The organism is Aristophania sp. ESL1100 (assembly GCF_058511235.1).
Genome location: NZ_CP196394.1, coordinates 520,001 through 532,700, shown reverse-complemented (window position 1 = coordinate 532,700; position 12,700 = coordinate 520,001). Strand labels below are relative to the sequence as shown.

The window sequence follows — 12,700 nt, the reverse complement described above, 5'->3', positions numbered from 1 at the left end:
CTCTTCTCCTTTCTCAAAGAAAAAAAACGCCCTGAAAATGATTTCATATGCGGGGTTAGTGTCATTACTGGCAGGTTGCGCCTCCAAACCGCCGGAGAACTTCCCTCCCCCCGATTTCAGCTATCTTCCTAAAATGAACCTGAATATCGCGCATCTGAATGTCTATGATAATGCCGTCCCCAAACGGAAAAACAGCCTCTCTGCCCAAAGCCCCACACCTCCCGATCAGGCCCTGACCTTAATGGCCAATCAGCGCCTTAACGCCACCGGCAATAGTGGGATCGGCACATTTACTGTAGCGAGCGCTCGCATCAGCAGGAGCTCCGACAATGTCCTGGTTGGCATGATGAGTGTCCGGCTTACACTCAGCGATCCGGCAAATGGCCATCATGGAGAAGTGACCGCTTCAGTAACGCATCAGGACAATGTCTCGGGCGAGAATTCAAAACAACACGATCTTTATGAGCTGAACCGGCATCTGATGGATGATATGAATGTCGAGCTTGAATATCAGATCCGCAAAAATCTGGGAGACTGGCTGACAGATGCAACGGGTGCCCCCTTAAACGCCGCCGTTAAAAGCCAGAACCTGGAGAGCATCAATGCTCAGATGAATGACCAGGGAACTTCCAGCGCGGAAGCACCTCCCCTTTCTTCCACGATGACGGCGCCAGCTCCTGCACAATCAGGCTATCATGGGAGCGTGCCGCCAACCACCACCGCGCCATCAGCACCCTCACCTTCAGCAACGCGGCAACTTCATTCCCCTCCGGCTGGGGTCCTCCATCTTCCTTATTAAAATAGGAAATCTGGAAGAGGATATTTTGATTCAGACATGCTTGCTTATTTAAAACCGGGCAAGCATGTCTCTTCCGACGCCATAAATATGGTAAAGGGAGCTGGCGGGCATATAATCCACTTTTTCTCTCATGGTCTCATCACGCTGATCGACCCATCCTCCATGGAGCGATAGCGGCATATAATGATCCAGAAAATGCGTATTCAAGGTGTAAAATTGTTTTACCTGCGCCTCATCCAGCTGGCCGATCAGCTGATTCTGGCGCCTGATTAATTCTGTCTGTGGCCAGATACGTGTTGAACGTTCCAGGATCGTTCCATTTTCAGTGATTGCGTCAAAGGCCAGTCCCGTTTGTGGGGCACATCCCATGGCCCGCCCTGTCTCAAAGAGACGATCAGCACTGTTCTGGAGTGTTTCATCCTGTGAGGCCGGTAATTCCGCCAGGCGGCGAAATTCACTGAACAGCCAGGACCATTCAAATAAATGACCGGGCTCTATCCGGTTATGGCCCCATTTCTGTTCCGGCTGCCAGTTCTGATCCATAAATTCGTAAAGCATACCGGAACGTGGCTCAATAAAATGACGACAGGCCAGTGTTACAATCTCTGTTGCACGCTTCAGATAAATTTCGTCCTGCGTTCCCTCATAAAGCACCAGATAGGCTTCCAGTAGGTGCATATGCGGGTTCTGCGAGCGTTGATCGCTGCCACAAGGAACAGACGTTACATAGCCCCCCGCTTCCAACGCAAAGATCTTGTCTATAATCGCCGTCGTTTCCCGGGCGATTTTTGCGTAATGCGGCTTTTGAGTTAGGCGATAAGCCCAACCATAGGCGAACAGAATAAAAGCGTGAGCATAGAGGTCACGGATCGTATTTGGGGCATGGCTATCTGGTGCCAGAGCGAAAATCCAGCCTAGAGCCTCATCACTCTGGTAATAAAGCCGCTCCACACGCTCAAGCACTTCGAGCGCCTGCTCGGCGCCATGTTTATAAAGCCCATCATTATAAGCCCTGCAATAAGTCGCAATCTGGCGCGCCTGCACCATCAAACGTAATTGGGGCACTTCAACAGCGTTCCCTTGCCAGCCTAATCTTTCATGATAAAGGCCACGCTTTCCGTCAAACCCTTGTTGGTGCCAGAAGGGCAAAGCCTGTTGAACCAGATGCGTCTCCCATTTCAGGGATAGTTTCTTCTGCATCTGTGGAAGGGAATTTACAGGATTCATGAAGCGAAATTTTCAGGACTGTCTATGCCGTATTTTATGAGCGATGGATGTTGTTGAACGCCCTGCCATAAGATCAACAAGCACCACTTTCCCGCCATAGGACTTCACGAAGGATCCACCGACAACCTGCTCTTCAGTATAATCAGCACCTTTAACGATAATGTCAGGTTTCAAGACCTCAATTGTTTCAAGAGGGGTGTCTTCTTCAAAAATGACCACCATATCCACCCCTTTGAGTGCGCCCATAACCAGAGCTCTCGCCCCCTGATCCTGGAATGGACGTTCCGGGCCTTTAAGACGTTTGACAGACTCATCACTATTCAAGGCGACGACCAATCGGTCACCTTGTGCTGCTGCCTGCTGGATAAGAGCGATATGGCCAGGATGTAAAAGGTCAAAACATCCATTGGCGAAAACGATTTTTTTCCCCGTAGTGCGCCATTCCGCAACAATTTCAGCGGCTGCTGCCAATGAGACTGGCAGCTCCTCATCACGCTGCTCCTGATGCAGAACCCTGCTCAATTCAGCACGTGTGACAATGGCGGTGCCCACTTTACCCACCACGATGGAGGCCGCTATCGTCGCATATTCAATGGCAGTCTCAATCGCTTCACCGGCTGAAAGCATGGCTGCCAATGTTGCCATAACCGTATCCCCTGCCCCGGACACGTCATAGACTTCCGATCGCCGAGCCTCCGCATGAAAGAGTGTGCCCGTCTGTCTGACCAGGGTCATACCTTCTTCAGACAAGGTGACCAGAACATCGCTGCCACATTGTTTCATAACAAGCCGGGCTGCTTTTTCTATTTCCTCATCATTTCCAAGAGGCAGATTGGTCGCACTCTGCATTTCCTGCCGATTGGGCGTAATCAGAGTGGCTCCATAATAGGCTGAAAAATCCTTGCGCTTGGGGTCCACAAGAATGGGGATAGAGCGTTTATGAGCCTCCGCAAAAACAGCTTTGATCACGTCATCCGACAGGACGCCCTTGGCATAGTCGGAACAGACAAGAATATCCGCCTGTTCGAGCGCCTTGACCGTCTCTTCAATCAATTTCTGTTTTGTTTTTTCTGAAAGCGGTTTGAGACGCTCTTCATCAATACGGACAATCTGCTGCTGACCGCTCATAACCCGCGTCTTGGTAATGGTGGCCCAATCAGGGTCCGTCACCAGAGTGGAGAGATCAATCAGGGGATTATGGGAAAGACTTTCCCGCAGCTTTTCAGCCTGATCATCTGCCCCGACCAGCCCGATCAAGGCGACTTCACACCCCAGGGAGGCCGCATTCAAGGCCACATTGGCTGCCCCTCCCGGTGTAAAATGACGATTTGAATATAATAAAACCGGCACCGGCGCTTCCGGCGAAATACGCTCAACGCGCCCTGTCACGTAACAATCAAGAAGAAGATCACCAATAACGACAATACGGCCGAAAGTCAGTGTTTCAATCATGATTTATAGACCCTGTTTATCAGCCATGACTCTGGCGCTCTTTTATAAGTGAACGAGCAAATAGATTCAGATCACCCGTATTAAATAAATAGCCTTTTACAGAAGCAGCTTCTGCTGCCTGCAGATCACTCTCTTTATCTCCTATCAAAAAGGAACGTGCCGGATCAATGCCATGCGCTTCAATGGCCTTGAAAATCATGCCCGGTTTCGGTTTCCGGTCGGGATGATCGCATCGATAAGACTCAATAACCGCCTGAGGGTGATAAGGGCAGTAATAAAACCCATCGACACCGCCTCCTTTCAGGGCCAATTGCGCCTGAAGCAGGCTGTTAAAAGCCTGAACCTCTTTTTCGGAGAAAAAACCTCTCGCCACGCCTGACTGATTGGAAACAACAATCAGGCAATAGCCACATGATTTCAAAAAGGCCAAAGCCTCAGCCGCACCGGAGACCAGAATCAGATCTTCAGGGCGATGAGGGTAGCCCGTATCAAGATTTAATACGCCATCCCGGTCCAGAAAAACCGCAGGTTGCAATCCAGAAGATCGCGTCAGTTTCACAGAAGCGCCGGACGCCAACATACTATCCCATTTCTGATATCATCATTTTTTCGGGGTCATAGTGGCGTCCTTTTTTGAAAGGCACAACAGGGCCGTCAATAAATTCTTAGGCCCCTTCCAGAAGGCTCTGATAATTAAAAGAAAAACTTTTCAGTCTGTTAAACCACAAGGCAGGGTCATCGCCTTCTTTCAGCACAACACTATCCACTCCGCAGCGTTTCAGAAAATCTGCCTGATCGGGAAGAATATGACCTTCAACCCGAATTTCCCCTTTAAAATGCAGATATTCCCTCAAGGAGCGTGCCTGCGTAAAAGCCCGCCCATCCTTGAAGGCCGGGAACTGAAGCAGAACCAGTTGTAGCGATTCAATAAAAGGCTCAAGCTCTTCGGCTTCTTCCTCCGGTTTCAGAAGCACGGCCTCAGCCTTGCTGCCCTCTTTCAGTTCAGCCAATGTCACCATTGTTTCGACGTAACAGGCTTTACGCTCGCCTAAATCAAGCAGTTGCATAAGCGACCTCCTTAAAAGGCTCACGCCCTATTCGCTGCAATGTCTCGAGGAAGGTTTCCCCTTCAAGACGTTTTGAAAGATAACATTCAATAATACGGGCCACAGCGTCCACTGTTTCATCTTCCGCCAGAGACGCCCCTAAAATTGTGCCAATTTTAGCGTGATCTCCCGTCGAGCCACCCAGAAGAATCTGGAAAAACTCTTCCCCCCTTTTATCAACACCCAGCAGGCCGATATTACCGGCATGATGATGGCCACAAGCATTGATGCAGCCGGAAATATTGATATTCAGGGCTCCGATCTCTGCCTGAAGATCGGCATTTCCAAAACGGGCCCCAAGTTTACGGGCAATCGGAATTGAGCGGGCATTGGCCAGTGAGCAATAATCCAACCCCGGGCAACAGACGATATCCCCGACAAGACCAAGGTTAGCCGTTGCCAGCCCCAGAGCTTTCAGCCCTTCCCAGACCACCAGAAGCTCATCTTTACGCACATGGCCAAGCACAACATTCTGAAGGTGTGTAATGCGTATTTCACCAAAGGAATGACGCTCTGCCAGGGCCGCCAGACCATGCATCTGCGCGGCTGTCACATCCCCGGGGATTTCTCCCGGAGCCTTGAGCGACACCGTTGCAATGATATAACCTTCTTTCCGGTGTTTATGGGTATTCGTCTTCACCCACTGTGCAAAAGCCGGGTGTTGCGCCATCTGCTTTTGCAGAATTGCCTCTCCGTCCGGCACGTCCACAAAATCAGGCGAGGCAAAGCGCGCCCTGATCGCTGCAACACTTTCCGGCGAGAGACGATAATGATTCAGGTCCATTCGGGAGAGTTCTGTCTCTACGGCTTTACGGTAGGCCTCAATGCCAATCGTCTGCACCAGAATCTTGATACGTGATTTATAGAGACTGTCACGCCGGCCGTAAGCGTTATAGACGCGCAGAACGGCTTCCAATGTTGCCAGCAGCTCCGTCTCAGGAACCGAATCAAAAAGCTCCTGCCCCACAACAGGAATACGGCCCAGACCACCACCAACAAAAATCCGGAAAAGAGGTCCATTCTCGCCCGGGCGGGCCAGAATACCGATATCATGGAAACGGGCAGCGACCCGATCTTCAGGGCTACCGGAAATAGCAATCTTGAATTTACGGGGCAGGAAGGAAAATTCCGGGTGCAATGTCGACCATTGGCGCAGAATTTCGGCATGAACACGCGGGTCCATCAATTCGTCATAAGCGGCACCGGCATATTCATCTGACGTGACATTACGGATACAATTTCCGCTGGTCTGGATTGCATGCATATCCACTGAAGCCAGCTCACGCAGCATGGCAGGAGCATCTTCGAGGGCAATCCAGTTGAACTGGATGTTCTGCCTCGTCGTAAAATGTCCGTACCCCCGGTCAAAACGCTCTGACAGGTCAGCCAGTTTATGAAGCTGTCTGCTATCGAGAATGCCATAAGGAATAGCAATACGAAACATATAGGCATGAAGCTGGAGATAAATACCATTCATCAGACGTAATGGCTTGAATTCATCTTCTGTCAGGCTGCCTTCGAGACGTCTTTTAATCTGCCCCTCAAACTCGACAATACGTTCTTCAAGAAACGCACGGTCCTTTTCCTCATAATTATAATGGCCGACAGAAATCGTCATGATAAAGGCTCCGAAGATGACAAAGAGGCAGACGCACCAGGATATGCAAAAGCCGGATTAACTGAAGGGCCGAACGCCCTGACATGCTCTCGCATTGTAACAGGTTGCGGCACAGGGCCAGCTTTAACCTGCACATCATAAACGCCGACAACGCCTTCTTTCTGGGCCTGACTGGTCGCTTCATCGAGAATCCTTGCAGCCTCCTCGGCTGTAAGCTGAGCAGCCTGTCTGATATCCTCACGCCACTTACCTGCCCGATCGCGCCATACAATACGACCATCCAGCAAGCGATTAGCTGTAACCATCAGAGCCTCTCCCGGCTCCAGGGACGACAGGGTTTTCATATCGCCATTTCCTTTCCTACGAAAAGACAGGGGCAGTAGAGCATGTTTCACCTCGATGCGCTACAACTTCCCCGACAATAACAAGAGCGGGGCTGCTCACCCCTTCACGCTGCACCTTGGCAGTAATCGTCTGCAAATTACCGGTCACAACACGTTCATCAGGACTGGTGCCTTTCTCGATGACAGCGACTGGCCAGTGCTCTGGCAAACCATGAGCCATTAACTGCTCACATAATCTCTGGAGAGGGGCAAGTCCCATATAAATCACAACAGTCTGCCCTTTTCGCGCCAGACTTGGCCAATGCAAATCGAGGCTGCCATCTTTGCGCGCATGACCTGTTACAAAAATGCAGCTCTGAGCACAGTCGCGGTGAGTCAGCGGAATTCCCGCTGAAGCACCACAGCCACTCGCTGCGGTAATGCCAGGGATGACACGCACCGCAATGCCCTCTTTCAGAAGCGCTTCCATTTCTTCGCCTCCCCGTCCGAAGATAAAGGGATCTCCCCCTTTCAGACGCAGTACCCGCTCACCCTTCCTGGCACGGCGGAGCATCTCGGCATGGATTTCTTCCTGAGGGAGGGTATGGTGAGAGCGTTCCTTTCCGACATAAATACGCTCTGCATCACGCCGGACACGATCCAGAATATCTTCTGAAACCAGCTTATCATAAAGGACACAATCCGCATTCCCCATAAGGCGCAAGGCAGCCACGGTCAGAAGGTCCGCATCTCCCGGGCCAGCCCCTACGAGCCAAACTTCTCCTTTGCTCTGATCCCCTGTCACCAGAGCATCCAATTTACTTAGGGCGCTTTTCTCGTCTCCAGCCAGAGCTGCTTCATATCCCGTACTATCGATAAAATTTTCCCATACGCGCCGTCTTTTTCCGATATCCGGCAATTTCGTCTTGAGCCACTCCCTTCTGGAAGCCATAAATGCGGCAACCTGGCCTAATCTGGCTGGAAGAGCCTGTTCAATCATCTGCCTTAGCCGACGCGCCATGACAGGAGACGTTCCGCCAGTTGTAATGGCCACCTGCACGGGATCGCGCATCACATAAGCCGGTGTAATAAAACTCGATAACGCCGCATTATCAACAACACAGACAGGCACACGATGCTTATGGGCCAGTCTTGAAACAAGCGCATTAAGACATTCATTATCCGTCGCAGCGAAAACCAGTCCTTGAGACGGGAGCGTTTTCTCAAGCTCCGCCTCTGTTACCTCACCGAGTCTGAGCGTAATGTCTTTTTCAGCGGCTGCCTTGATAATTTCAGGATGAGCCTGTTTAGCCCAGACGTGAATCTGCCCGCACCGCCCCTGCAAAAGCCGCAATTTATGCAACGCAACAGTCCCACCCCCTATAATAAGAACAGAAAGCGTATCCAGTCGGAAAGCAAAAGGCAGATAGGACGGGACAATTTTCATGACACAAAAACTTTATACAAACCTTTTAGGATAATTAACTAAAATAATTCGTTATTATTTCAAATATCCCAGATAGTTTCGTTTATTATGCTAGATCGAAAAACTCAAGGGGGCACGGCTGGGACGTGACAAGCCGGTTTTCTCTGCCTGCAAAAGCAGGTCCCCCAATGTCTCACCCTCCAGTTTCACCTCAATTTCCGCATCGAGCCGTTGCCAATAAGGGGATAGAACATTTTCAAACAGGACACTTTTTGCTGTTTCAGACGGCTCTTCAGATGCACTGACGACTCTGGCAATTTCCTTGAGCGTGATAATACGGGGGGATTTAGCCAACCTGTAGCCTCCTTTCGGCCCCCTGACACTATCGAGAAGCTGCGCACGTGAGAGAGCCTGCAACACAGGTTCAATCCCCCTGCGCATTAAACCATTGCGTTTCGCAATATCGTTTCCACTGATCACGCCCGAACGCCCTGCATAGAAAGCCACATCCAGCATAATAGCCAAGGCAGTCAGAATACGGTCTTTTCTAAGGTACATGATATCCTTCTTTGTATCGTTATAATATCATATTACCCTATTTACCCGATGTCATAGCGTAAAATAAAGAGATTAACGTTTCCTGCCGTGCAATTCCTTATATCTTCTGATAAGCTCACTCTCATGTCAGAACGATCATATCCATCCTGTCCTCAAAGCCCTGCTGTTCCGCCGCGCGGGCGGGTTTATGGCTCTATCCTTGAAACAGTTGGCGGAACGCCGCTTGTCGCACTGCATCGTTTGAGTCGGAAAGAAGGTCTTTCCACGCCTATTCTCCTGAAGCTCGAATTTTTCAATCCTCTTGGTTCTGTGAAAGACCGGATCGGGCTGGCCATGATTTGCGATGCGGAATCAAAGGGCCTTATTTCCCCTGACAAATCCATTCTTGTCGAACCCACTTCTGGCAACACTGGAATTTCACTCGCATTTGCCGCGGCAACGCTTGGCTACAAACTGATCGTAACTATGCCCGAGAGCGCTTCCTTAGAACGGCGAAAAATGCTGAGTCTTCTGGGAGCGCAACTTGAGCTGACCCCTGCCTCCCTCGGCATGACAGGCGCTATCAAACGGGCAGAAGAAATTGTCAGAACCTCTGAACATTGTTGGATGCCCAGCCAATTTGCCAATAATTCCAATCCTGCCATTCACGCTATGACAACGGCTGAAGAAATCTGGGTTGATACAAAAGGCGCCGTTGATGTCGTTGTCGCAGGTCTGGGAACTGGCGGCACAGCGTCCGGTATTGCCCAAGGGCTGAAAGCCCACAAGCAGGACCTTCAGGTGATTGGTGTAGAACCACAGGAAAGTGCCATCATTAACGGTGATGACCCAGGTCCCCACGGGATCCAGGGGCTGGGGCCAGGGTTCAAGCCTGAGACGTTAAATCTGACACTTATCGATAAAGTCATGACCGCATCAGAGCAGGATGCTATTGAAACAGCACGTCTTTGTGCCCGCACCGAGGGTATCCCCATTGGTATTTCCTCAGGTGCTGCTTTATCTGTTGCCCTTCAATTAGCAAAAAAGGCCCCTTATAAAGGGAAAACAATTGTTACCATTGCCCCTTCTTTTGCTGAACGTTATCTCTCTACAAGATTATTTGCGGGGCTCTGAAAGGTTTTATAAACTATCAAACAAAGAAAATTTAAATAAATAAGAACGTTACTTTTTATTACGTACAATACACATCATATCACGGATAGAGAAATATGAAGGTTGAACTCATAAATTCTCAAAATTAATTCATTTTTTACTCATATCTTCTTCTATAGAATCCATCATTTTTGACTCAAGAATATCTATCTCCCGTGATAGTTCAGGTGGGTAGCCTTTCATGCTTATATAACTTTTCGTAGCAAGTATAAAATCTTGCAAAGAATTTTTCTTTTTCTCTTTTAAAGCTTTAATCTTATTATTAAGCATATAAATAATATTAGGATCAAATTCAGGATTCCCATAATAATATAATTTATTTAAAATATCTTTTGCTAATAAGAATATATCATGCCCGTAATATAAACGAATTAAATCCGTATATTTTTTTAATTTTTTATTGGATAAAAATTCCTCAGCCATTAGATCCTTTGCATTGGGCAGACCTAGTTCGTCTAATGCTTCAGAGTTAAATTTTATATCGTTTCCTTGAATAAGCTTCTTCAAAATCTCTTTTTTCACAAAAATTCCAGATGATATATCAAGATCTAAGGTTTCAGATATTGCCGAAACATATTCACTTAATATATCCACTTTTTTTTCAAAGAATTTTTCAGATTTACCGATAGAATGTTGATTTTTCCAGGAGGTATCACTCAGATCATTTTGATATTTTATAATATAAACATTTGAAATAGCTGTTATCAGTCCACCAGATACGAGACCACCAATTATTGAAGAAATAAAATTTTTCCATTGCATCAGATAATTGTCCTAGAAAGGATATTCATAGATAAAATCATGATAAAGGATAATGTCTGTTTTATCACCTAGAGCCAATCACCTTTATAATCCGAGGCATTCTTTTGACGCTCTTCAATCAAAAGACCTCAGGCCTTTGTGAAGAGACTGTTAGCGCGGGGTCGCTTAGGGCAGCTTCCAATTCTGCAAGGACGAATTACTGAGCGATCACGACAACCATTGGAAGAAGTCGTTTTTAATAATCTTTGGGTATTATTTTTAGTGGGGGGATGAATTGGAAGCGGGGGCAGGATTTGAACCTGCGGCCTTCAGGTTATGAGCCTGACGAGCTACCGGGCTGCTCCACCCCGCAGCGGTGGTGGGTAAAGAGAGTGAGCGAGGGGACCTGGCGGCGACCGACTTTTCCGCACCTTAAGGTGCAGTATCATAGGCGCTAGGGTGTTTTACGGCCGAGTTCGGGATGGGATCGGGTTTAATCCCCCTGCCATAGCCACCAGGTCTTCCCGCTCACTCTGTAAAGAGAGAGTAAGAAGTGTTAGTGCGTATTTTTATGAGAAGTGTTTTTGAGTAGGAGATGACTGTGCATGTGTTTATGTGTGAGAGATATGAGCGATTAGTATCAGTTAGCTAAGAGAGTTACCTCCCTTACACACCTGACCTATCAACGTCCTGGTCTTGAACGGCTCTATGAGACCTAGTTTTGAGGCTGGTTTCCCGCTTAGATGCTTTCAGCGGTTATCCATTCCGAACTTAGCTACCCGGCTGTGCCACTGGCGTGACAACCGGTGCACCAGAGGTTCGTTCATCCCGGTCCTCTCGTACTAGGGACAAATCCTCTCAAGTCTCTTACACCCACGGCAGATAGGGACCGAACTGTCTCACGACGTTCTAAACCCAGCTCACGTACCACTTTAATCGGCGAACAGCCGAACCCTTGGGACCTGCTCCAGCCCCAGGATGTGATGAGCCGACATCGAGGTGCCAAACCTCCCCGTCGATGTGGACTCTGGGGGAGATCAGCCTGTTATCCCTAGAGTACCTTTTATCCGTTGAGCGATGGCCCGTCCACGTGGAACCACCGGATCACTATGGCCGACTTTCGTCTCTGCTCGAGCTGTCACTCTCGCAGTCAGGCGGGCTTATGCCATTGCACTCGACAGTCGGTTTCCGACCGACCTGAGCCCACCATCGCGCGCCTCCGTTATCCTTTAGGAGGCGACCGCCCCAGTCAAACTGCCTGCCATGCAGGGTCCCGGACCCAGCTAATGGGCCTCGGTTAGACATCAGAAAAAGTCAGGGTGGTATTTCAAGGACGGCTCCACAGGAACTGGCGCCCCTGCTTCGATGCCTCCCACCTATCCTACACAGAATTTTCCTGATGCCACTGCAAAGCTGCAGTAAAGGTTCATAGGGTCTTTCCGTCTGACCGCGGGTACCCCGCATCTTCACGGGGAATTCAATTTCGCTGAGCCGATGCTGGAGACAGCGGGGAAGTCGTTACGCCATTCGTGCAGGTCGGAACTTACCCGACAAGGAATTTCGCTACCTTAGGACCGTTATAGTTACGGCCGCCGTTTACCGGGGCTTCAATTCAATGCTCTCACATCTCCTCTTAACCTTCCGGCACCGGGCAGGCGTCAGGCCCTATACGTCATCTTTCGATTTCGCAGAGCCCTGTGTTTTTACTAAACAGTCGCTACCCCCTGGTCTGTGCCACCCATACATGGTTGCCCACATATGGGTCTCGTTTATCCCGAAGTTACACGAGCAATTTGCCTAGTTCCTTCAGCATCGTTCTCTCAAGCGCCTTGGTATTCTCTACCAGTCCACCTGTGTCGGTTTCGGGTACGGTCTATATGCCAGAGCTATTTCCTGGAATGGTCCAAAAGCATGCTCAATCCGTTAAGAGCATACAACATTTCTCATTCGTCACTTCTGGCAGGCCTGGGAATATTTACCCAGTTCCCATCGACTACGGCTTTCGCCCTCGCCTTAGGGGCCGGCTCACCCTGCGGGGATTAACCTTGCGCAGGAACCCTTGGACTTTCGGCGACAGTGTTTCTCGCACTGTTTGTCGCTACTTATGTCAGCATTCTCGCTTCTGATACCTCCAGAGAGGGTCACCCCGTCTCCTTCGCAGGCTTACAGAACGCTCCGCTACCGCGTATGATAAATCATACACCCACAGCTTCGGCACGTGGCTTGAGCCCCGTTACATTTTCGGCGCAGGGTTTCTATTAGACCAGTGAGCTATTACGCTTTCTTTAAAGGATGGCT

At 49.3% G+C, this 12,700-nt stretch carries 11 protein-coding genes, 1 tRNA gene and 2 rRNA genes (1 of these 14 only partly in view); 2 read left to right on the top strand and 12 right to left on the bottom strand.

The window, feature by feature from the left end:
• Positions 1-37: 37 nt before the first annotated feature.
• The gene (locus ACSYSY_RS02635) at positions 38-799 is read left to right on the top strand and encodes a hypothetical protein (RefSeq protein WP_491707775.1); all 762 of its coding nucleotides are present in this window, start codon (positions 38-40) and stop codon (positions 797-799) included.
• Positions 800-847: 48 nt separating this feature from the next.
• Here ACSYSY_RS02635 and ACSYSY_RS02630 read toward each other — a convergent pair whose 3' ends face one another.
• From ACSYSY_RS02630 to ACSYSY_RS02595, 8 genes are all read right to left on the bottom strand, one after another.
• Entirely contained in the window at positions 848-2,026 is a 1,179-nt protein-coding gene (locus ACSYSY_RS02630) for an AGE family epimerase/isomerase (RefSeq protein ID WP_491707774.1), read from the bottom strand.
• 12 nt (positions 2,027-2,038) lie between these two features.
• Positions 2,039-3,478 (bottom strand): D-glycero-beta-D-manno-heptose-7-phosphate kinase, encoded by a 1,440-nt coding sequence (rfaE1, locus tag ACSYSY_RS02625; protein WP_491707773.1) that lies wholly within the window; start codon positions 3,476-3,478, stop codon positions 2,039-2,041.
• Positions 3,479-3,497: 19 nt separating this feature from the next.
• Positions 3,498-4,058, bottom strand: a complete 561-nt coding sequence (locus tag ACSYSY_RS02620; RefSeq protein ID WP_491707772.1) for a D-glycero-alpha-D-manno-heptose-1,7-bisphosphate 7-phosphatase — start codon at positions 4,056-4,058, stop codon at positions 3,498-3,500.
• Between the two features lie 85 nt (positions 4,059-4,143).
• Positions 4,144-4,545: a DUF934 domain-containing protein gene (locus ACSYSY_RS02615; protein WP_491707771.1), complete on the bottom strand. Its 402-nt coding sequence runs from the start codon at positions 4,543-4,545 to the stop codon at positions 4,144-4,146.
• Positions 4,532-6,202, bottom strand: a complete 1,671-nt coding sequence (locus ACSYSY_RS02610) for a nitrite/sulfite reductase (RefSeq protein WP_491707770.1) — start codon at positions 6,200-6,202, stop codon at positions 4,532-4,534. Before ACSYSY_RS02610 ends, ACSYSY_RS02615 begins: the two co-directional genes overlap by 14 nt.
• On the bottom strand, positions 6,199-6,546 hold the full coding sequence (locus tag ACSYSY_RS02605; protein ID WP_491707769.1) for a DUF2849 domain-containing protein: 348 nt from the start codon (positions 6,544-6,546) through the stop codon (positions 6,199-6,201). The genes ACSYSY_RS02610 and ACSYSY_RS02605 overlap by 4 nt, the downstream gene beginning before the upstream one ends.
• Positions 6,547-6,562: 16 nt before the next feature.
• A complete protein-coding gene (cysG, locus tag ACSYSY_RS02600) occupies positions 6,563-7,972 on the bottom strand; it encodes a siroheme synthase CysG (RefSeq protein WP_491707768.1) in 1,410 nt (469 codons plus the stop codon).
• 90 nt (positions 7,973-8,062) lie between these two features.
• Positions 8,063-8,509, bottom strand: coding sequence for an RrF2 family transcriptional regulator (locus ACSYSY_RS02595; RefSeq protein WP_491707767.1), 447 nt, complete (start codon positions 8,507-8,509; stop codon positions 8,063-8,065).
• A gap of 123 nt (positions 8,510-8,632) precedes the next feature.
• Here ACSYSY_RS02595 and cysK point away from each other — a divergent pair, with 123 nt between their 5' ends.
• The gene (gene cysK, locus ACSYSY_RS02590) at positions 8,633-9,622 is read left to right on the top strand and encodes a cysteine synthase A (RefSeq protein WP_491707766.1); all 990 of its coding nucleotides are present in this window, start codon (positions 8,633-8,635) and stop codon (positions 9,620-9,622) included.
• Between the two features lie 129 nt (positions 9,623-9,751).
• On the opposite strand, the gene ACSYSY_RS02585 is transcribed toward cysK, so the two are convergent.
• The 4 genes from ACSYSY_RS02585 to ACSYSY_RS02570 form a co-directional block, all read right to left on the bottom strand.
• The gene (locus ACSYSY_RS02585; protein WP_491707765.1) at positions 9,752-10,423 is read right to left on the bottom strand and encodes a hypothetical protein; all 672 of its coding nucleotides are present in this window, start codon (positions 10,421-10,423) and stop codon (positions 9,752-9,754) included.
• Positions 10,424-10,698: 275 nt separating this feature from the next.
• Positions 10,699-10,775, bottom strand: a tRNA-Met gene (locus ACSYSY_RS02580).
• 31 nt (positions 10,776-10,806) lie between these two features.
• Positions 10,807-10,921, bottom strand: a 5S ribosomal RNA gene (gene rrf / locus ACSYSY_RS02575).
• Between the two features lie 94 nt (positions 10,922-11,015).
• A 23S ribosomal RNA gene (locus ACSYSY_RS02570) occupies positions 11,016-12,700 on the bottom strand (it continues 1,054 nt past the right edge of the window).

What these genes read in the sequence shown, in the direction of transcription:
- ACSYSY_RS02635 (WP_491707775.1), top strand. Translation starts at nt 38, where the DNA reads ATGATTTCATATGCGGGGTTAGTGTCATTACTGGCAGGTTGCGCCTCC.
- ACSYSY_RS02630 (WP_491707774.1), bottom strand. Translation starts at nt 2,026, where the DNA reads ATGAATCCTGTAAATTCCCTTCCACAGATGCAGAAGAAACTATCCCTG.
- rfaE1 (WP_491707773.1), bottom strand. Translation starts at nt 3,478, where the DNA reads ATGATTGAAACACTGACTTTCGGCCGTATTGTCGTTATTGGTGATCTT.
- ACSYSY_RS02620 (WP_491707772.1), bottom strand. Translation starts at nt 4,058, where the DNA reads ATGTTGGCGTCCGGCGCTTCTGTGAAACTGACGCGATCTTCTGGATTG.
- ACSYSY_RS02615 (WP_491707771.1), bottom strand. Translation starts at nt 4,545, where the DNA reads ATGCAACTGCTTGATTTAGGCGAGCGTAAAGCCTGTTACGTCGAAACA.
- ACSYSY_RS02610 (WP_491707770.1), bottom strand. Translation starts at nt 6,202, where the DNA reads ATGACGATTTCTGTCGGCCATTATAATTATGAGGAAAAGGACCGTGCG.
- ACSYSY_RS02605 (WP_491707769.1), bottom strand. Translation starts at nt 6,546, where the DNA reads ATGAAAACCCTGTCGTCCCTGGAGCCGGGAGAGGCTCTGATGGTTACA.
- cysG (WP_491707768.1), bottom strand. Translation starts at nt 7,972, where the DNA reads ATGAAAATTGTCCCGTCCTATCTGCCTTTTGCTTTCCGACTGGATACG.
- ACSYSY_RS02595 (WP_491707767.1), bottom strand. Translation starts at nt 8,509, where the DNA reads ATGTACCTTAGAAAAGACCGTATTCTGACTGCCTTGGCTATTATGCTG.
- cysK (WP_491707766.1), top strand. Translation starts at nt 8,633, where the DNA reads ATGTCAGAACGATCATATCCATCCTGTCCTCAAAGCCCTGCTGTTCCG.
- ACSYSY_RS02585 (WP_491707765.1), bottom strand. Translation starts at nt 10,423, where the DNA reads ATGCAATGGAAAAATTTTATTTCTTCAATAATTGGTGGTCTCGTATCT.